Source organism: Arcticibacterium sp. GJ41-1, assembly GCF_055808875.1.
The window spans coordinates 4,790,994-4,811,875 of sequence record NZ_CM147888.1 but is presented as its reverse complement, the minus strand read 5'-3'; the positions used below and the strand labels follow the sequence as shown (position 1 = coordinate 4,811,875).

Here is a 20,882-nt window from a genome sequence, read left to right as displayed (position 1 = left end):
AATATATAGGAAAACGAGTTTATTCTAAGTTCAAATTTAATGGTTTATGGCTAAGAACGAATTCTTTTAAACCAAATTTCAATGAACACAGATTTGATTTAATCTTTTAAGCAATTATAATTTGTAGCGAGGCAGCGGACTTACCGATTGTTCTGTAAATTCTTCTGCCAAAAACTTATAGTAAGTACTTACCGCAATCATGGCGGCATTGTCTGTACAATATTCAAATTGAGGAATAAAAACCTCCCACTTTTCTTTTTGTCCAGTTTCCTGCAAAGCGTTTCTTAGACCTTTGTTTGCTGCCACACCACCAGCTATAGCTACATGCTTTATTTTATGCTTTCTGGTTGCCTTTTTTAGTTTTTGTAGCAATGTTTTTACTAAAGTGTATTGATAAGAGGCACATATATCATCCATGTTCTCATCAATAAACTCAGCATTTTCTTTGACTTTTTTCTCTAAGAAATAACGTAAAGCTGTTTTTACCCCAGAAAAAGAAAAACTAAGACCTTTCATTTCTGAGATAGGAAACTCGTAAGCGAGTGGATTTCCCTTGGCAGCATGCTTGTCAATCATTGGCCCCCCGGGATAATTTAAACCTAACATTTTGGCTCCTTTATCAAAGGCTTCGCCAACGGCATCATCTTGGGTTTCGCCTATAACTTCCATTTCTAAGTAGTCTTTGACCAAAACTAACTGGGTATGACCACCGCTAACAGTCAAACAGATGAATGGAAACGCAGGTTTTGGCTCGTCAATAAAGTGAGCTAAAATATGGGCTTGCATATGATTGACCTCAATTAAAGATATCTTGTTTGCCAGTGCAAAACCCTTAGCGAAGGAAGTACCTACCAGTAAGGAACCTAAAAGCCCTGGCCCCCTTGTAAAACCTACTGCTTTGAGTTCATTTTTTGTTACCTTTGCTTCCTTTAAGGCCGCGTCTACCACAGGTAAAATATGTTGTTGGTGTGCTCTAGAAGCTAGCTCAGGAACTACACCGCCATATTTTTCATGTATAATTTGCGTAGAAACAATGTTGGATTTCACTTCACCGTTAATTATAACCGATGCTGATGTTTCATCACAGGAAGATTCAATGGCAAGCAAGGCGATTTTTTCGGGCATAGTGTTACTTTAGAATAGCAAAATTAAGAAGAACAAAGCAAAAGGATTTGATAAAAAGTCTGAAAATAGGATTTAAGGCATTTTGGCTCCTCATTCTACTGATTGTAGGTATGGGTGCTATGCTTTTCTATGCCTTGCAATATTCCGAGTTTCAGACGGACATGAGTCAAAAGGCTGCCAACTGGCTTTCGGAAAAACTGGGGTCAAAGGTAACGGTAGGGAATGTACAAATTTCTTGGTTAGATGAGATAAGGCTAGAAGATGTTAATATAAAAGATTTAGACGGGCGAGACATGATTTATGTTCGCGAGGTTTATGTTAATTGTAAAACAAATTTTACACTAAAAGGCGACCAGGTTATCAATTTTGATAATAATCTCGATTTTGTGATGCTCAAAGAGCCTGACGTAAAACTTATAAGAGAGGAGAACGGAAAGCTTAATATTGATGCTTGGATTAGCAAAGCAGCTTCTTTAAGAGCAAAGAGGGATACGTTAAGCCCTCGGAGTACGAAACCTTTTACCATAGATGAAGCGGTGATTCAGAATGGTACATTCCAACTCACGGATGACTATAAAGACCGTTACCCAGAAGAACTTTTTGACTACTCCAATTTCAAGATAAAGAACATCACAGGAAATGTGAAAGATTTCTTTATTCATAGAGACACCATCACTTTTCACGGAACCAACATTAAAGGTTTAGAACCAAGAAGTAATCTTGTGATAAAAGGAATTGATACTGATTTCTTTTATTCCAAGAAACAGATTTTGCTGCAGAACTTGGTGGCTAAAATCAATAACTCGGTCATAAAGGATTTTATAGGCATGTATTATGACAAGCCTTCTGATTTAAATAGGTTTAATACGCAGGTGCGTTTAAAGGCCAACCTTAAAAACTCAGTTTTTGATTCTCAAGATTTAGGAAGGATGTCTACTGCCATGTATGCCTATAATGAAAATTATAGGGTAGATGCTAATTTGAGCGGATTGGTTTCTGACCTATATTTTGAAAATGCGAAGGTTGGTTTTGGAAAGCAAAGTTATTTGGCAGGGAAAGGACATTTTAAAGGCTTGCCAGATGTTCAGAATGCTTTTTACCACATGGAGGTTTCGCCCTCTTTTATAAATGCTCCAGATGCTAAGCAATATGCGGGCATAGATAATTACAACAAGTATGTAGAGAAGTTTGGCAAAGTGAATTTTGAAGGCCTTTTTAAAGGAACATTTGTCGATTTCTTTACTGACGCTAAAGTTAACTCGTCAAATCTTGGCTCGGTAAACGGTAAGGTTCTTTTTGAAATAGAGCCAATAACAAAATTGCCCACTTACAATACAGACATAGTAGAAAGTAAAATTCAGCTAGGAAAGCTGACCAATAATCAGAAATTGAAAGACATTTCTTTTAAAGGAAAACTTATTGGTGCCGGCTCTAGTCTTGATGACGCCTCTTTTGATATGGATGGCCTGATTGATAAAATTTGGTTTAATAATTATAACTTCAGAAACATTAAAGTTGATGGTTTACTTCGTCAATCTGTTTTTGATGGTAATGTGGTGGTAAACGACCCAAATCTAAATGCTATAGTCAATGGGCGTGTTGATTTTAATCCAGAGCAAAATCAATTTAGAATTAATGGTCAAATAGAGAAAAGTAATTTAATGCCTTTGGGTTTTACAGAGGAGCCTATTCAGTTAGTTACCGAGTTTAATTTCGACTTTGATGGTAATAAGTTAGATAATTGGCTAGGTCAGGCAGAGTTTAAAAACACTTTTGTTAATAGAGAAGACCGAAACTTGGTTATTGATGATTTAACGTTTCTGAGCAGAAAAGATAAGAATCAGCGAATTATGGGTGTTCGTACAGAATACTTTGATGGCGATATTTCTGGGGAATTTGTTCCAAGTATTCTTTTAGCAGATTTGCTGGAGCTTAAAAAGGAGTATGGTTTGTTTTTCTCAGGAACAGAAGATGAAAGAGAAAGGTATTATAAGACCAAAGTTAAAGACTCTTTAAAGTTAGATTATGCCGCCCACTATTCGCTTGATGTAAAAGATACAAAAGACTTTTTTGCTTTCTTTAACCCAGAGATTTCTGTCAATAAAGGCATGCAAGTCTTGGGTGATGTTAAGATTCAGTCTACCTCTCAGGTTTCGCTGTACACCACGGTAGATACCTTGATTTATAAAGGGAACTCCTTTTATAATAATGAGCTTGATTTTTATTCATCAAAAAGTGCTTTCTCGGCAGATGTGCTTACTTCATTGGTCCTATCGTCAGATGAGCAAAAACTTTCTAGTGAGGTAGAAACAGAGAATCTTCAGCTTAATGGTTCATGGGGAGGGGCAAAGAAATTAAGTTTTGACGGCGGTATTCGTCAAAAAAATAGCACGAATAGAGCATTACTTTTTGGAGATTTAAGCTTTTTGAAGGATGGCTTTGCCATTAGTGTCAATCCTAGAAATAGTTTTATTGACCTTCTAGATTTTAAATGGGTATTTGATTCAGAGAATCTCGTAACCGTTTTTGGTTCTGAAGTGCAGTTTGAAGATTTTAGAGTTTCTAACAAAGAACAGAGTTTGGCTCTAAGTGGTTTTGTGTCAGAAGATTCTACAAAACAGCTTTTTGCAGCCATAAATGAGTTTGACTTAAGAGCTTTGGAGCCGCTGGCAGCTTTAAGAATTGAAGGAATTGCAGATGGAGATGTGTCCATCAGCAATTACTATAGAAATCCTATTTTGCTTAGTAATGTGGTGGTTTCAGAATTGGTGTATAAAGATATTTTGGTAGGTGATGTTAATGCGGTTATTGACTGGGATAGGTTTTTAGGGAAGGTTAAGATTGACTCCAAAATTGAGAGAGAAGGCATTAAAATATTGGATGTAGTAGGTACCTATGACCCAACCTCCCCAAATGGAATGAATCTAACGGCCGATTTAGATAATGCCAATTTAATTATTCTAGGGACTTTCGTTGACAATATTTTTTCAGATTTAGGCGGCTATGCCAATGGTGAGCTTTCTATCACGGGAGGTCCAAGAGACCCTATAGTTAGAGGTGATGTTAAGATTGATGACGGTAGGCTGAAGATTAATGCCACAGGCAGTTATTTGTATTTTTCTGATATAATTAAGTTTACAGAAGAGGGTTTTGTGGCAGATAAAGGTGGTTTTAAAGTTTATGACGCCAGAAATAACGGAAATGAGGCCTACTTAGAAGGCGGTATATTTAATGGTGGTGATGGAAACTTTATGATGGGGCTTCATGCCTATATTAAAGACCCAGATGGCTTTAGACTTTTAAACACAGGAATTAATGATAATGATGCGTTTTACGGAAGTGCTTATGCCTCTGGTGATATTCATTTGACAGGAGATTTTTCAGATATACTTATTGCGGGAAATTTGGTGAGCAAGCCAAAAAGTAAAGTGACCATTCCGTTAGATGGAGCAGCCAGTGTTGATACTGACGTGGAAGCCATTCCTTTTGCGTCAAAACCGAGTGAGGAAGAGGAGAAAGGAGAGAAGAAGGTTATCAATAGAAATATTAGTGGCGTTAGGCTTTCTTTTAATTTGACCGTAACGCCAGAAGCCGAGGTAGAAATACTGATGGATAGGAGCAATAATGATAAAATTAATGCCTTTGGAAATGCTCGCCTTTCATTTGATTATGATTCTAGAAACGACAATTTCAGCATGAGTGGACCATACGAAGTGGTGTCGGGGAAATATGACTTTAGTTTTCAGAATTTGGCGTCTTTAAGGAAATTTGAAATTCTAGAAGGAAGTAGAATTTCATGGTCGGGAGACCCTTATAACGCAATTATTGCTATTAAAGCGGCGTATCAAACAAATATTGATATGAGCGGAATATGGAGCAGTGAGACATCAGACTCAGAGGTAGATAATACGAGGTATCCGGTTAATGTAACGGTTAATATTACCGATGAACTACAAGCTCCAAAAATTGATTATGAAATAAACTTTGAGCAAAATCAAATTCCAAGTCGACATCAGTCGGACTTGTTGGCTTTTGAGCAAAGGCTTCGTGATAATGAGCAATTATTAAGTAGGAACGTAAGTTCTGTCATTGCTTTTAATAAGCTCTTTCCTGAGAACAATATAAGAGATGCTTTTGACCAACAGTTTTTGATTGATAATATCAACAGTATGCTGTCTAATCAAATTGGAAACTTAGCGAATAAATTAGACCCTAACTTGCAGGTAGGTGTTCTTTTAGGAGACTTTAGGCAAAATCTTCTTAATAACATGCAGCTTAACTTTAGCTATAAGTTTCTTAATAACAGAGCCAAATTAAGTGGTAAAAGTTCTTATTCTAACGGACTAGAAAATGCAGCTACTTTCGCGGCTACTCAGGGGCAACTTTCTGTAGGTGGGGAGTTGGAATATTTGCTTTCTGAAGATGGTATTTGGAAACTTAAAGTACATTCTAGAAGTGTACCTAACTCTAATTATTCCTTTCTTAATGCCACTACGGGCAATGTCACTGTTTCCGGAGCAAGCATTCTGTTCTCTAGAAACTTCAATTCATTTTTCAACAAAAAGCCTACTAAAATACCAATAGGTGTGGGTAAAAAAGAAGAAGACGCTGAAGTGATTCCTGAAATATCCTTTGCACATTAAGGATTCCACCAATAAGTGAACTTCATCACTATAGCTCGGTTTCTTACGTTAAAATTTTCTGCTAAGTAATTATCTGTATAAACTATGAATAAATCAGATGCGGGGCTGTAACGCCACTGTAATCTAGTATTCAGGTTTACATTATTGTTTTGCTGGTTATACTGGAAGAAATTAGTGAAGAATAGCTTATTGGAAAGCGTTACGTCAATTCTTGGCCCAAATAACCAGAGCTTGTGTTTTGAATTTATCAAACCTTCAGGTAACCTGCTGTCTTGGCCAAAAGCTATTTGGTTATAATTAGCTTTCATAAGAATAGCCACATAAGGCTGAAAACGATAGCCTAGTTCTCCTTCTAATCTAATTCTATTTCCGTCGGCATAATAGCCTCCAAATCTGCTACTGAAAGCGTATGTGAAAACACTCTGAGGTTTAGAGTCGTACTCAAAGCCAGTGGCTTGCCAATAATGCTCTGTACCTGCCGCAATTTTTTCATTAGCAAAATTAGTTGGGTCAAAATCTCGCTGTGGTTTTACATAATCAATAGCTCCCCAAAGTCGTAAAACACTACGGTCTTTAAAGGTTACTCCATAATTTAGCATATGTAAGTACTCAAAAGTTTCGGAGTTTTCACGAGTGAAATATTGGGACAAAACTAGATTTGGGCCATGACTAAGTATTGGTCCTTTTTTAGGAAAAAATAAATAGGCTATTTCGGGTTTTGCTCTTATGTAATTACTTCGCTTTACATAGCCTACCTCGTTGGCCTCTACACCCTCACCTACACTTTCCATTTGCATGGTAAGTTGCCAGTTTCTGGTGGTTCTTACTAAGTTTCCTGCCAGAATGCTGTTATCCTTTAGTTTGTCAGGTGAAAATGTCTTTATGAAAAAGGCCTTGCCATTCCATTTATTATCTTCCGAAGCCAAATTAAACTCTAAGCCCGCCGTTCGGTTAAAAGCAGAAATGGGGTCTGAAGCGTCTGTCAAATTTTCTCCTATTAAGTCTCTATTGACAAATATTCCAGAAACATAAGAACGCTTAAAAACTTGTCGCTGTACAGAAAGGACATTATAAAAAGAACCTGGTCCTTGGTCTTCATGAGCTTTTCCCGTTTGCATGCCCATGGCTCCTATTCGCCATTTTTCATTGACTTTACCACTTAGCTTTCCTCCATAATATATAGGAGCTTCTATACCTATTCTTCTAGAAAAGAATGGTCGGATGGTTTGAAAACCAAAATTGTTAAAGATGTCACCGTTTTCTAAGAAGAACTGTCTTCTTTCAGGGAAGAAAAGCTCAAATCTGTCAAGATTGGTTACCTGTACATCTACATCAACCTGAGAAAAATCTGGGTTAACGGTAAGGTCTAAGTTCATGGAAGAGGTTAGGCCTATTTTGGCGTCCAGCCCTACATTTTTAGTGAATTCAGGAGATTCATTTGTTTCATGGTTTACTACTCTGCCCACGTTTACATAAGGAATTACAGAAATGTTAAGTCCTGGTGCTGGGGGTGGTTTATCCCAAATTAGATTGCCAGTATAAGCGAGTGAAGCAGTAGGAAACTGTCTAGGGATAGGTGTCCATGACGATTTCTCTGTTGATTTTAAATCATTTCTTGAGAAATTGATACCCCAAGAGGTTACCTCTTTTTTATAGCGAAGGGTTTTAAAAGGAATGGCGGCTTCCCAAATCCAGTAGTCGCCATAGTATTTAGCTTCTGATTGCCATTTGTTATCCCAGCTTACGTCAATACTACTTCCGTTAGACATCAAACCATCCCATTGACCGCCTTTAGCATTTGAACCAAATGAATAACCCGTAGTTAAATCATTAAAAGTATCTATAAAAAGAAGGTCGTTATCGTTTTTTGAAAAAGTAAAATCTCTTCGCATAGACTCCACCATGTAAGAGCCGGGTATGGTGTCATGATTTATAAAGAGAACGTATAAGTTTTTATCGTCAAATGTAAGCTTGACATCCGTCAGAACAGCTGCCATGCTGGTGTCCATGGGTAAAACTTGAAAGAAGTCGCCTGCAGTTTTTGCATCCTTCCAAGCTTGTTCATCGGCTAGGCCGTCTACTTTTATAGCGGAGGTACTTCTTTTTATGGCATATTGAAAATTGGCATTAGGTTTTTGTGCCAAAATATTATGCTGAAAAAATATAAAAAAGAAGAAGAAAAGAAGTAGAAATTTAGGCATGAAAAAACATCTTAGATAATTAAAATACAAAATTAAGGTATTGTATTTTTCTAAGATGCTTTAAAATGTAATGATATATCTACGGTAAGGGTAAGTTTATCTATTCGAAACTCAAATCCTTACTACTTCAGCTTGTGTTAGGTGAGCAGACTCAACCAATTCTTTGGCATATTTAAGGTTTCCCGTAGGAGCCATTAAATAAAGACGACTATTTTTCATTTTAGCCAGCTCATTAAAAAGAGTTAGTTTTGAAATAGACTCTTGGCCATCTAAAACTTTTAAAGTAACCTCAAAAAAGCATCTCTTTGAATAACTAACACCAGTTACATCAGGTACAAATTTCAGTTGGTCAGCAGCTCTTTCGTAAGAGAAAGGGATTTCAAAGCCATCCATGTTAGCTTTTATTTTGTCAAATCCGTTTTTCTTTGCCCAAGCAATAGTCTTTTCTATATGTTTGCTTTTATCCATTTTTTGTTAGTTATTCTTTTTTTTCGGAAAGGTTTCGCTGCTCCGTAGTGTTTGTACAAGCTACAAAGTTAAGTATTCTATTTTATCAACACAATTTAATAATTGCAATCGCACTAAATCTGGGTAATTTTACCTCTCATTTCTACCTTTTGTAGGAAAAATAACATTTTTTGTAAGTTAAATGAAGCCACAGCAAGCACTTAAAGAATATTTTGGATATGATACCTTTAGACCTCTTCAAGAAGAAATTATTCAACACGTTTTAGCTAAAAAAGATGCTTTAGTTTTAATGCCAACAGGTGGAGGTAAATCTGTCTGTTTTCAAATTCCAGCGATAGTTAGTGCTGGTATTACCATTGTGATTTCACCTTTAATCGCATTAATGAAAGATCAGGTGGAGGCCCTATTGGCAAATGGTGTGGAGGCCGCCTATTTGAACTCAACATTATCTTATGAGGAGCAAGAAGCTATAATCAGAAAGGCGAATGATGGAATTTTGAAACTCCTTTACATTGCTCCTGAGAAGCTATTCTCTATTGAAAGTTCTACTTTGTTAAAAGGTTTGAATATCAGTCTTTTTGCTATTGATGAGTCACACTGTATTTCTTCTTGGGGTCATGATTTTAGACCTGAATATAGAAAGTTAGATACGCTGAAAATTGATTTCCCAGAGGTGCCAGTGGTGGCTTTGACCGCTACTGCGGATAAGGTGACCCGAAAGGATATATGTAAGCAGTTAGGTATTCCTCTTGAAAACGAATTTATCAGCAGTTTTGACAGACCTAATATTTCTTTAAAAGTTTCTCCTGGACGTAAAAAATTAAAACAGATTGAAGACTTTTTGTTGGAGTCGCCAAATCAATCCGGAATCATTTATTGCTTAAGCAGAAAAGGAACGGAGACGGTGGCGGCAAGCCTTCAAAAGATGGGATTTAAGGCGGATTTTTATCATGCAGGCTGCTCAGCAGATTTAAGAAGTAAACGTCAAGAAGATTTTATAAACGATGATTTACAAATTATCGTAGCCACAGTAGCTTTTGGGATGGGGATTGATAAATCTAACGTAAGATGGGTTATTCATTATAATTTACCTGGAAATGTAGAAAGCTTTTATCAAGAAATAGGAAGGGGAGGAAGAGACGGTGAAAAAGCGAAAAGCCTTCTTTTTTATAGTTATGCTGATATTATCCAACGAAAAAGGATGATAGATAATTCGGAGTTACCGCCAGAGCAAAAGGAATTGATGGAGGCTAAGCTAGACAGAATGCGTCATTATGCAGAAGCCAATATTTGCAGAAGAAGAATTTTGTTAAGCTATTTTAACGAAGATTTAGAAGATGACTGTGGCAACTGTGATGTGTGCAGAAACCCAAGAAAAAGGTTTGATGGAACGGTTCTCACTCAAAAGGCACTTTCTGGCATTGCAAGAACAGGTGAGAAAGTGGGTATGGGTATGCTCATTGATATTTTACGTGGAAGTAGAAATCAAAACCTGATGGGGCTTGGCTATGATAAAATACCAACTTTTGCTGTTGGGGCAGACCTTAAATGGGAAATATGGGCTGATTACTTGATGCAAATGCTTAATTCTGGAGCTATGGAAATAGCCTATGATGAAGGTCACACTTATAAATTAAGTGAGGTAAGTTGGCAAATATTGAAAGGAAATAGAAAGGTGGAATTATCGGAGTTTGTGTCTTTTGAAGAAAAGAAAGCTCAGCAAGATGCTGAGGTTCCATCAGGAAATGCGAAAAGAGATTTTATCAAAAATGACCTATTTGAAAAGCTCAGACAGCTAAGAAAAGAAATAGCAGACAAAGCCGGAATTCCTCCTTATGTGGTTTTTCATGATAGCTCTTTATTAGAAATGGCCACTAACAAGCCAATTATTGAAAGTCAGATGCTGGCAGTTAGTGGAGTAGGGCAGGAGAAATTGAAGAAATATGGCAAGGTGTTTCTCAAAGAGATTGTAAACTACGTAAATGCTAACAAGGTAGTGATCAAGGGTATGACTTATACCCAAACCTTACAGCTTTTTAGGGAAGGTAATTCGTTGGAAGAAATAGCGGTTATGAGAAAAATGTCGCCGGGTACAATAGCCGGACATTTGGTCAAATTAAAATCAGAAGGAGAGGATATTGATTTAAGAAAGCTGATTGATACTTGGTCTTATGATACCATAATTAAAGGAGCAAAAGAACTGGGAATGACTCCAACCCATGTTATTAAGCCACTCTTTGAACATTTGGGCGGAGATATTGGCTATGATAAAATAAGGCTGGCGATGTCTATTTGGGAGGCAGAATAAGGGTTTTTGCCTAAAATGATAATTTCTTAAAACAAGGAATAAGGCAGTCTTGGCCAAAAAGGCTATCTTGTTTTCTCAACCAGATCTAGCCCATGAAATCATTGAAACCTTTATTTCTTATTCTTCCGTTTGTTTTAACTTTTGCCTGCAAGGCTCCTGAAAAAGAAAAAAACTGGTATAAAGGAAATTTACACACTCATTCTTATTGGAGTGATGGCGATGAATTTCCCGAAATGATAATGGATTGGTATAAGGGACAGGGTTATCAATTTGTAACACTTACAGACCATAATACTTTAGCCGAAGACGATAAGTGGAAAGTAATTCCTGAAGACAGTTTGCACCAAGCAGGTTTTGAAAAATACCTTAAAAAGTATGGCGTAGAATGGGTGAATTATAAACTCGATTCTGCTGGAAGAAGAGTAGTTAAACTTAAGACTTACGACGAATACACCGACTTGTTTGAAGAAGATGAAAAGTTTTTAATCATCAAAGCGGAAGAAATTACAGATGGTTTCGAAGGTAAACCGCTGCATATGAATGCCACTAATATTCAAACTAAGATAGAGGCTCAGGGTGGTGGAAGTGTGGTAGAAGTACTTCAAAACAATATAGACCAAGTTTTGAAACAAAGAGAAGAAACTGGAGTGCCGATTATGCCTCATGTTAATCATCCAAATTTTCATTATGCAATTAGCCTTACTGATATGATTGCTTTAAGAGGAGAGCGTTTCTTTGAAGTTTATAATGGACATCCTACGGTACATAATGAGGGAGACGAATCGCATATTTCTACAGAGGAAATGTGGGATAAAATTAATATAGCTTACCTGAAAGCTGATAAACCTATGATGCAAGGTTTGGCTACAGATGATACGCACCATTATCATTCTTTTGGAAAAACTTGGAGTAATGCTGGTCGTGGTTGGGTTATGGTACGTGCAGATTCTCTAAATGCTGCTTCTCTAATACATGCCATGGAAGCAGGCGATTTTTACTCGAGCACAGGTGTAACATTGAAAAAGCTAAGTTTTGAGGATAAAAAACTTACTGTAGAAATAGATGGAGAAGAAGGTGTTACATATACTACTTCTTTTGTCGGTGTCAAAAAAGGAGCAGATAATTCGGAGGTTTTAAGCACTACGCAAGCATTAGAGAGTTCATTCGAAATGACAGAGGATTTGCTTTTTATAAGATGTAAAGTGACTTCTTCTAAACTCCAGAAAAACCCAATTGAGAATTTAATTTATGAAATGGCATGGACACAGCCAGTTTTTTAAATCTATTGATTCTGAGTGGTATAACTTATTTGCTATTTTAGAGTGGTTTAGTATTTTAATTAGAAGCTTTAGAAAGTTTCTTCTTTCATTTAAACTTTGAGTTTAAAAAGTTTAGATTAGTGTTTTATTGATTTTACATCACTAGTCATATACGCTTTAACCCTAGTCAATATAAACCATGAAACAAGCCTTAACTAGCCAGCGGCTCTTCTCTTTAGACGCTTTACGCGGCTTTGACATGTTCTGGATTATGGGAGCAGACGAAATTTTCCATAAGCTAGCCGAAATTACCAATAAACCCGTTTGGGAATCTGTCAGTAATCAGTTTATACATCCTGATTGGCATGGCTTTGCTCTTTATGACTTGATATTTCCTTTGTTTCTTTTCTTAGCTGGTGTAGCCACGCCATATTCAGTAGGTAGGCAACTGGAAAAAGGGAAAGACAAGCAAGGCTTGGTTTTAAAGGTGATTAAGAGAGGGTTTATTTTAGTCTTGCTCGGTATAGTTTATAATAATGGATTAGAGCTTAAGCCTATCTCCGAAATTAGGTTTGCTAGTGTTTTAGGACGAATTGGGATTGCCTACATGTTTGCCAATATTATTTATATATACTTTAAAGACAGAGGGCAGATAATTTGGTTTGTGAGTTTACTGTTGGGGTATTGGTTCCTTTTAATGTTTGGTTCGGCACCAGGTTATCCTATGGGAGACTTAAGCATGGAAGGAAATATAGTGTCTTATTTAGATACCCTAATAGTTCCCGGAAAACTTTACTTAGGCATACATGACCCAGAAGGTTTGGTTTCCACTATTCCTGCCATTGGGACTGCCTTATTAGGTATTTATGCAGGGAATCTGTTGAAGAGCACAGCGGTGGATAAACAAAAAGCTACGGTGGTGAAGATGCTTTTGATAGGTGTTGGGCTTGTCGTCTTGGCTCAAATTTGGAACATCTTCTTGCCAATAAATAAAAACCTTTGGACTAGCTCTTTCGTGCTTCAGTGTGGCGGAATTAGCATGGTTTTGATGGCAATATTCTATTATATAATTGATGTGTTGGGTTATCAAAAGTGGGCGTTTTTCTTCAAAGTAATCGGGATGAATTCTATTCTGATTTACCTTTCAGGCCATTTTATTGATTGGAGGTACACCACATCAGCAGTGTTCACTTGGCTAGGGCAGTTAGTAGGCGACCCATATAATGTTGTTATGATGGTTGTTTGCTACTTGGCGGTAAAGTGGGCGTTTTTGTATTTTATGTACAAGAAGAAAGTCTTTTTGAAAGTTTGATAGATGCGGATAGAGAAAACACTAGCGTTTTTAAGTTTTTGTGTCCTATTGGCTTGTGCCGAATCGGAGCCAAGTTTAGCAGAGAGAGTTCAAAAAGTAATTAGCGAGAATGAGTTTAATGGAGTTGTTTTGCTAAATCAAAACGATGAGCAAAGCCTTTTAAAAGCGAAAGGTTTCGCTGATATAGAAAATGAAGTTCCACTTAAAACTTCAGATTTGTTTGTGATAGGCTCTATCAGTAAACAAATGACGGCAGTTTTGATTCTGAAGGAATTTGAGAGAGGAAATATTGTATTACAAGACCCTATTTCAAAATACCTAAAAGATTTAGAGCAACCTTGGGCCAATACGGTAACGGTACATCATTTACTCACACATACGCATGGCATTGTTGAACTTAATCAAGCCTTGGCTTTTGAAGTCGGCACACAGTTTCAATATTCGCAATTAGGATATGAGTTGCTTGCCAATATTCTGGAAGTAATAAAAGGTCAATCTTTTCAAGAAATATCAACGGCTTTTTTCAGAGAGCATGGGCTGATGAATACTTTTCACCCTGCTGATACTACATACACGGATTTAGTCAAAGGTTACATTCAAAATGCTGACAGTACATTTACTTTTGAGACTACTAGTTTGAGTAATTACGTGCCTGCTGGTGCTTTTATTTCTAATGCAGCCGATTTACAACTTTGGAATAAACTTCTTTATAGCGGGAGTTTAGTGAGCATGGAAACTTTAGAGTTAATGAAAACGAGGTATGCCACTAGAGAGCACCCTATCTTTGATAAAATAGAATATGGATACGGTTTGCTTTTTAAAGATGGTGAGGCCGATGTTCAAATAGGAGCTTTGGGTTATGCACCTGCTTTTGTTTCTGCCAATTATTATTACCCTCAGACTAATACGAGTGTGATAATTCTAGAAAATGTAGCTAGAAATTTAGAAGATTTTAAAAAGACTTTTGCTGTTCATTCTGAAATCATGGCTTTAACAAAACAAGCCGCCTTGGAACAAAGCGGCTTGTGAAGAATTTCTATTTGCGGAGCCAGTAGCCAAACCAAAGTCCAACTAAACCCCAAGAGCCAACGGCATCTAATAAATAAGCCAAAGTTGGAGTCTCAAACCAAATGGAGTTTAAGTACGGGATAGTGAAATATCCAATAAAGCCTACTGCAATACAAGAGGTAAGAATTGTTTGAAAGCTAGGGTTGGTCATTTTTAACAAAAGCCAAGCCATTAAGCCAGCTGCAAGAATGTCAATAAGAAATCCGCGAGACATGCTCTTAGCCATGTTGTTTGTCATTTCTTTATGGAAATATACCTGTGCCCATGGTTTGCCAAGGGCGGCCTGCATAACTTCTTGACTATCTTCGTCTGGAGCGGCATTTGGCATAAAATAGAAGCCCTCTTCTAGGTTTTCATTTAAGAATTCTAAAACCTTGTCTTGATTTGGAGAATACTGTTGGGTGCTAGCATGAAAATTAATGGCTGCCCAAGAGGCAAATTGCCACAAGAAAAGAATTAGACCGCCTACTAAGGCCGCAATTAGTGTTTTTTTCATTTGAGGTTAAGGTTAGTTTAATCAAGTTTCAGAAAAAATAACCTCAAATGCAAGTACTCTTATGTTTTGCTAAATGCTAATAATTAGGCTTTAAAGGCTAGAACTGATTTCTCAATGATAGCTACGGCATCTAAGATTTGTTCTTCCGTAATAACTAATGGCGGAGCAAATCTGATTTTGTTTCCATGTGTTGGTTTGGCTAAAAGTCCATTGTCACGCAGCTTTAAACAGATGTTCCAAGCCATTGGCGAGTCTTCGTCTGTATCTATTTCTATCGCGTTTAAGAGACCTTTTCCTCGTACTAGTCTAATTAACGAAGTTTTGTTAATCAGTTTATTTACCTCATCTCTAAAAAGCTGACCAAGTTTCTCTGCTTTGTCGGCTAAGTTTTCGTCCAATACTACCTTTAAAGACTCCATGGCCACCGCACATGCCAGTGGATTTCCGCCATATGTAGAACCGTGTTCGCCTGGTTTTATGGTAAGCATGATGTCGTCATCTGCTAAAACAGCCGAAACTGGTAATACGCCACCAGAAAGTGCTTTTCCTAAAATTACGATGTCTGGTCTAATGCCAGAATGCTCTATGCAGAGCATTTTTCCTGTACGAGCTATACCAGTTTGGATTTCGTCGGCTATAAAAAGAACGTTGGCGTTTTTGCAAAGTTTATGTGCATCAGAAAGGTAGTTAGCGTCTGGAACTACTACACCGGCTTCGCCTTGAATTGGCTCTACTATAAAACCTGCAATAAATGGGTCTTCCATAATGGCAGCTTCCAAAGCTTTGATGTCATTATAAGGCACTACGTCAAACCCTGGCATATAAGGGCCAAAACCTTTTTTGCTCATAGGGTCGGTAGATGCAGATATTACAGCCAGTGTTCTTCCATGAAAGTTTTCTCCTGCAAAAATTATCTTTGCTTTCCCTTCTGGAATTCCTTTGACCTCATAAGCCCATTTTCTACAAAGTTTCAATGCTGTTTCTACGGCTTCTACACCAGAGTTCATCATCAATACCTTTTCGTAGCCAAAAAGCTCGCTCATATATTTTTCAAATTCCCCAAGCCTAGAATTGTAAAAGGCTCTAGAGGTAAGTGTTAGTTTTTGAGCTTGCTCGGTAAGAGCATTAATTATTCTTGGATGGCAGTGCCCTTGATTTACTGCAGAGTAAGCAGAAAGAAAATCGTAATATCTTTTACCTTCTACATCCCATACAAAAACTCCTTCGCCCTTATCTAGCACTACTGGTAAAGGATGATAGTTATGAGCTCCGTACCTATCTTCTAGGGCTATAAGGCTTTCTGAATTATTCATTTCTGCTTGCTTTGTTATTTCTGCAAAGGTAATTATTTGACTTGTAAAATGTATAGATAGAGTCATATTGATTATTTTTGTCGAAATAAAGGTTGGATTAACTTTTTTAGAGCTATGGACGACACGGATAAAGAGATTCTCAAACTACTAAGCCAAGATGGCCGAAAGCCTTATTCTGAAATTGCCAAGTTTTTAGATATTTCAAATACCATGGTGCATCAGCGAGTAAGCAAGATGAAACAGAAAGGTTATTTGAAAGGTGTGGAGGTAGTTTTGGATGAGCGGAAAATGGGCTACGAGTGGAGTGCCTTTACAGGGATAGAACTTAAAGAAGATTCAGATTCAAAAGCTATTATTGCCGCCTTAGAGCAAATTCCAGAAGTGATTGAGTGCTATTATATAACTGGAAAATATACCCTTTATATAAGAATAGTGGCAAGGGATAGTGAACACATGCGGAGTGTACTTTATGAGAAAATTGACCACATTCCTGGTGTGCTAAAAACCGAGTCTTTAATTGATTTTGGAACAGCTTTTAAAAGGGGAGTTCCTATTGTCTAAACTTTTAAAAACAAACGTTAAATCTATTTATAAAGCCTGCAATAAGATAGATTTCTCGCTATTGATTTTTGTAATTTGCAGGCTGAATTAAGACTTATGAGAGAAACGATATATTTTGATAATGCGGCCACTACTTCTTTGGCTGCTGAGGTGCTAGAGGTTATGCTGCCCTATTTTAAAGATGTCTATGGAAATGGTTCTTCTATTCATGGTATGGGTAGAAAAGCTAAATCTGCGGTAGAGAATGCTAGGAAAAAAGTTGCTGAAATTTTAGGCACTTCACCATCAGAACTTTTCTTTACTTCGGGTGGCACAGAGGCTAATAATACAGTACTAAGAAGTGCGGTAGAAAGCCTTGGTATAAAAACTGTAATTTCTTCTAGTATAGAGCACCACGCAGTGCTTCATCCCTTAGAGTATTTGTCAAGTAAAAACCTTGTCAATTTTAAATTGGTAAAACTTGATGAAAACGGAGCGGTAGATTACAAAGATTTGGAAGAAATCCTAAAAAAGAGTCCAAATGCTTTGGTAAGCTTAATGCATGGCAATAATGAAGTAGGGAATATTCTAGATTTAAAACGAGTTTCTAGGCTTTGCCGCGAAAATAAAGCTCTGTTTCACTCAGACATGGTTCAGACTATTGGGAAATTACCTATCAGTCTTCAGGAAATAGATATTGATTTCATTTCTGGCTCAGGACATAAGTTTCATGGCCCTAAAGGTGTTGGCTTTTTATACATAAATGCTAATAATAAGCTTATGCCATTTCTACATGGAGGTGCCCAAGAGCGAAATATGCGTGGAGGTACTGAAAATGTAGCAGGTGTGGCGGGTTTAGCTAGTGCTTTAGAATTAGCCAACAAAGCAATGGCTGAAAGGAAAGCCTATATTTTGAGTTTGAAAAAACATTTGAAAAGAGAACTGGAGGCCTCTTTTGAGGGAATAGAATTTAACGGCCTTTCAGGTGATTTGGATAACAGCCTTTACCATATTTTAAATGTTAGTTTTCCTGCCCATAAGGATAATGAGATGCTGTTATTCAGTTTAGATATTGAAGGGATTTGTGTTTCTGGTGGGTCGGCTTGTAGTAGCGGAACCGACATTGGTTCTCATGTATTAGAAGCATTAAAAATACAAGATGACAGGGCAAATGTTCGTTTCTCTTTTAGTGAACAAAACACAGTAGAGGAAATTGACAAAACCATAATAGTGCTAAAAAGGATTTTAGGAAAATAGTCCTTTTCTTGCTTGAATTCTTTTCAAAAACAACACGCTATGAAGCAGTTATTAGATTATATAAAGACGGTTTTTATGCCCAACGAGGGAAATATTACAGAAACTACTACGCCAGTATTTATTAGCAAAGAAGAAAAGCAATTAGAAAGTATAGCTAATTCGCCTTTGCTTAGTAGAGACTTAAGCTGGATGACTTTTAATAACAGAGTGTTAGACCAAGCTAAAAAACCAGACTTGTCTATATTTGACAAGCTGAAATTTATGGCTATTACGGAGTCAAACTTAGATGAGTTTTTTACGGTAAGGGTAGGTAGTTTGTATAACTATCTGGATTACGGAAAACAGCGAATAGATTATTCAGGCTTACGCGAAACGCCGTTTAGGGCTAGACTTTTGGCTTTAACCAGTGAGTTTTATCAAGAAAGAAATAGGCTTTTTAGAGAAGAGTTAGAGCCTGAGTTTCTGAAAAATGGCTTCAAAATTATTGGTTTTGACGATTTAAATCCTACCGAAAAAAAGAAGGCGGTAGACTTCTTTGAGAATAATATTTTTCCAATGCTTACGCCAATGGTTTATGACCAAACGCACGCATTCCCAATTCTTTTGGCTAAAAACCTCATTTTAGGAGTGGTAACCAATGCCAAAAAGAGGTTTTACAGCAGTTTAGATGATGAGCCAAGGAAACTGTCTTTTATTCAGATTCCGAGAAACTTGCCAAAATTCTACACCTTTGAAGAGAATGATGTAATCAAGTTTTTGCCAATTGAAAGAATCATAATTAACCAAATTCAGAAGCTTTATAGAAATGTAAAGATTGAGTCGGTAGACGTATTTAGGATTTTAAGAAATGGTGATTTCACTTTAGAAGAAAGCGATGATATTGAAGCAGACTTTGTGGATGAAATCAAACAAAAAATTAAAGAAAGAAAGGTTGGTAGGTTAGTGAGTATTTCCATAGAGCATGAGCCGTCAAAATGGATGATGGATGTGCTCAAAAAGCGATGGGAGATAGATGAAGCTAATATCTTTATCAATACCGAGCTTATGGACTATACCCGTCTTTGGGAGCTTATAGGCCATCCTGAGTTTAAAGAAGAACTGCCGCAGCCAAAACCTGCAGTACCTGCTTTTAACTTTGGTAGAGATAAGATGCACAGCATTTTTGACACGCTAAAAGATCAAGATGTATTACTGCATCACCCGTATAATAATTTTGAGCCAGTACTTCAACTGGTGGAAAGAGCGGCAAAAGACCCTAAAGTGTTGGCCATTAAATTGACCATCTACAGGCTTGCTAAAAACTCTAGAATTACGGCTGCTTTATTAAAAGCTGCTGAAAACGGAAAACACGTTTCAGCTTTGTTTGAGATTAAAGCTCGTTTTGATGAAGAAAATAACATTAAGGAAGCGGCCAAGCTTCAAAAAGCAGGTTGTTTTGTGATTTACGGCATTGGTGGTTTAAAAACCCACACTAAGCTCATGCTGATAGTAAGGAAAGAAGGCGATAAGGTGGTGCAATATGCCCATATGGCCTCTGGAAACTATAATGAGGATACTGCAAAGCTTTATACCGATATAGGTATCATGACCTCAAAACCAGATTATACCAAAGATATTTCTGAATTTTTTAATGTAATTACGGGTCATTCTATTCCTACTAATTATCGTAATCTTATTACCTCGCCTAGAGATATGCGAAACACGATAATTGAGATGATTAGAAACGAAGCTTCAAATGCGAAGAAAGGCTTACCAGCAGGTATTTGTATCAAAATAAACTCTCTGGAAGACAAAGAAACCATTGAAGAGTTTTATGCGGCATCGCAGGCTGGAGTTAAAATCGAGCTTATTGTCAGAGGAATTTGCTGTCTTAAACCTGGTAGAAAAGGTTTGAGTGAAAATATCAATGTTAAATCTATTGTAGGGCACTATCTAGAGCACTCTCGCATTTTCTATTTTCATAATAATGGAGAACCTAAGGTTTTTGGTAGTAGTGCAGATGCCATGGTGAGGAGTTTCGACAGACGTATAGAGTCTATGTTTGAGATAGTGGACGAAGGCATAAAAAAGAAGCTTATTCTCATGCTAAAGAATAACTTAAAAGACAATGTGAATTCTTATGATTTACTTGAGTCTGGCGAGTATATAAAGAGAGATTCTTCGGTAGAGCCTTTCAATATTCATGAAGAGTTTTATAATCTAAAAGATGAAGACATAGAGAAGGCAAGTTTGGCGTATTTATTCCAAAATGAGCCAGAGGTGGAGCTAAATAGAGAAGCCTAAAGAAAAACCTCCATAAAAATTTTGACCACCAGTAGGAGAGGCCTCATAAAAAACTAGGCCACTTCTTCTTACTCTAGGAGTTACACTTATTTTTAGTTGAAAAACCTTTGGTTTCGGTGGAATATCAATAACTAAATGGGTACGAAAAGCAGCCACTAGGTTGAAATAATCTCTATTATTAGATGTTGGGTAAATTATTTTGGCATAACCACCACCTAGCTCCAAAAAGTATTCTAAGTCTAAAAGTGGAGGTTTAGTTTTGCATTTATTCATTACCCTAGAGGTTAGGCCCTTTTTAAGATTATTGATCAAAAGGTTATAAGAGGCTCCTACCGGAATAGAAAACCCAGCACCTTGACCAAAACCTGCAGGTAAATAACCAAACCCTAATCTTGCCGTGGCAAAACTCTTGTGATACCTAATAGGAGCTATCTCATAGTTGATAGACATTATAGGACTCAAACCAAACCCCTCTGCTACAATAGCGGATTTGTATCGAGATCTATACATCAACTGCGAGTAGGCAGTCTGTGCTAGCAGGCTTGCTAGCATCACCATTAAAAGTCTCCTAGAATTAATTTTCAAGGTTGGATAAGCATTTTGAGCACG

14 protein-coding genes are annotated in these 20,882 nt (G+C 37.1%); 8 read left to right on the top strand and 6 right to left on the bottom strand.

Going from position 1 to position 20,882, the window contains the following annotated elements; genetic code table 11:
* Window positions 1-114: 114 nt before the first annotated feature.
* The gene (gene tsaD / locus AC0L6O_RS19890) at window positions 115-1,125 is read right to left on the bottom strand and encodes a tRNA (adenosine(37)-N6)-threonylcarbamoyltransferase complex transferase subunit TsaD (RefSeq protein WP_473304861.1); all 1,011 of its coding nucleotides are present in this window, start codon (window positions 1,123-1,125) and stop codon (window positions 115-117) included.
* Between the two features lie 47 nt (window positions 1,126-1,172).
* Here tsaD and AC0L6O_RS19885 point away from each other — a divergent pair, with 47 nt between their 5' ends.
* Window positions 1,173-5,768, top strand: a complete 4,596-nt coding sequence (locus AC0L6O_RS19885) for a translocation/assembly module TamB domain-containing protein (RefSeq protein WP_473304859.1) — start codon at window positions 1,173-1,175, stop codon at window positions 5,766-5,768.
* Here the strand turns inward: AC0L6O_RS19885 and AC0L6O_RS19880 are convergent.
* Complete coding sequence (locus AC0L6O_RS19880; RefSeq protein ID WP_473304857.1) at window positions 5,765-7,912, bottom strand: DUF5916 domain-containing protein; 2,148 nt, start codon at window positions 7,910-7,912, stop codon at window positions 5,765-5,767. The two genes, AC0L6O_RS19885 and AC0L6O_RS19880, sit on opposite strands and share 4 nt — an antisense overlap.
* 168 nt (window positions 7,913-8,080) lie before the next feature.
* Window positions 8,081-8,437: a hypothetical protein gene (locus tag AC0L6O_RS19875; RefSeq protein WP_111370886.1), complete on the bottom strand. Its 357-nt coding sequence runs from the start codon at window positions 8,435-8,437 to the stop codon at window positions 8,081-8,083.
* A 181-nt stretch (window positions 8,438-8,618) separates the two neighbouring features.
* Between AC0L6O_RS19875 and recQ the strand changes: the two genes are divergently transcribed.
* The 4 genes from recQ to AC0L6O_RS19855 all read left to right on the top strand — a co-directional run bounded on the left by recQ (window position 8,619) and on the right by AC0L6O_RS19855 (window position 14,345).
* Entirely contained in the window at window positions 8,619-10,745 is a 2,127-nt protein-coding gene (gene recQ / locus AC0L6O_RS19870) for a DNA helicase RecQ (RefSeq protein WP_473304856.1), read from the top strand.
* 92 nt (window positions 10,746-10,837) lie between these two features.
* On the top strand, window positions 10,838-12,025 hold the full coding sequence (locus AC0L6O_RS19865) for a PHP domain-containing protein (protein WP_473304854.1): 1,188 nt from the start codon (window positions 10,838-10,840) through the stop codon (window positions 12,023-12,025).
* Between the two features lie 178 nt (window positions 12,026-12,203).
* The gene (locus tag AC0L6O_RS19860; protein WP_473304853.1) at window positions 12,204-13,316 is read left to right on the top strand and encodes an acyltransferase family protein; all 1,113 of its coding nucleotides are present in this window, start codon (window positions 12,204-12,206) and stop codon (window positions 13,314-13,316) included.
* A 3-nt stretch (window positions 13,317-13,319) separates the two neighbouring features.
* Window positions 13,320-14,345 carry a serine hydrolase domain-containing protein gene (locus AC0L6O_RS19855; protein ID WP_473304852.1) on the top strand — a complete coding sequence of 342 codons (1,026 nt, stop codon included), beginning with the start codon at window positions 13,320-13,322 and terminating at the stop codon, window positions 14,343-14,345.
* Between the two features lie 7 nt (window positions 14,346-14,352).
* Here the strand turns inward: AC0L6O_RS19855 and AC0L6O_RS19850 are convergent, their stop codons facing one another.
* Together AC0L6O_RS19850 and rocD are read right to left on the bottom strand one after the other, a co-directional pair.
* Window positions 14,353-14,880, bottom strand: coding sequence for a hypothetical protein (locus AC0L6O_RS19850; RefSeq protein WP_473304851.1), 528 nt, complete (start codon window positions 14,878-14,880; stop codon window positions 14,353-14,355).
* 83 nt (window positions 14,881-14,963) lie between these two features.
* Window positions 14,964-16,193, bottom strand: a complete 1,230-nt coding sequence (gene rocD / locus AC0L6O_RS19845) for an ornithine--oxo-acid transaminase (RefSeq protein ID WP_473308552.1) — start codon at window positions 16,191-16,193, stop codon at window positions 14,964-14,966.
* A gap of 114 nt (window positions 16,194-16,307) precedes the next feature.
* Between rocD and AC0L6O_RS19840 the strand changes: the two genes are divergently transcribed.
* From AC0L6O_RS19840 to ppk1, 3 genes are all read left to right on the top strand, one after another.
* On the top strand, window positions 16,308-16,754 hold the full coding sequence (locus AC0L6O_RS19840; protein ID WP_473304849.1) for an Lrp/AsnC family transcriptional regulator: 447 nt from the start codon (window positions 16,308-16,310) through the stop codon (window positions 16,752-16,754).
* A gap of 96 nt (window positions 16,755-16,850) precedes the next feature.
* Entirely contained in the window at window positions 16,851-17,990 is a 1,140-nt protein-coding gene (locus tag AC0L6O_RS19835) for a cysteine desulfurase family protein (RefSeq protein WP_473304848.1), read from the top strand.
* 39 nt (window positions 17,991-18,029) lie between these two features.
* The gene (gene ppk1, locus AC0L6O_RS19830; RefSeq protein ID WP_473304846.1) at window positions 18,030-20,273 is read left to right on the top strand and encodes a polyphosphate kinase 1; all 2,244 of its coding nucleotides are present in this window, start codon (window positions 18,030-18,032) and stop codon (window positions 20,271-20,273) included.
* Here the strand turns inward: ppk1 and AC0L6O_RS19825 are convergent.
* Complete coding sequence (locus AC0L6O_RS19825; protein ID WP_473304845.1) at window positions 20,256-20,858, bottom strand: hypothetical protein; 603 nt, start codon at window positions 20,856-20,858, stop codon at window positions 20,256-20,258. The genes ppk1 and AC0L6O_RS19825 overlap by 18 nt on opposite strands.
* Window positions 20,859-20,882 lie beyond the last annotated feature (24 nt).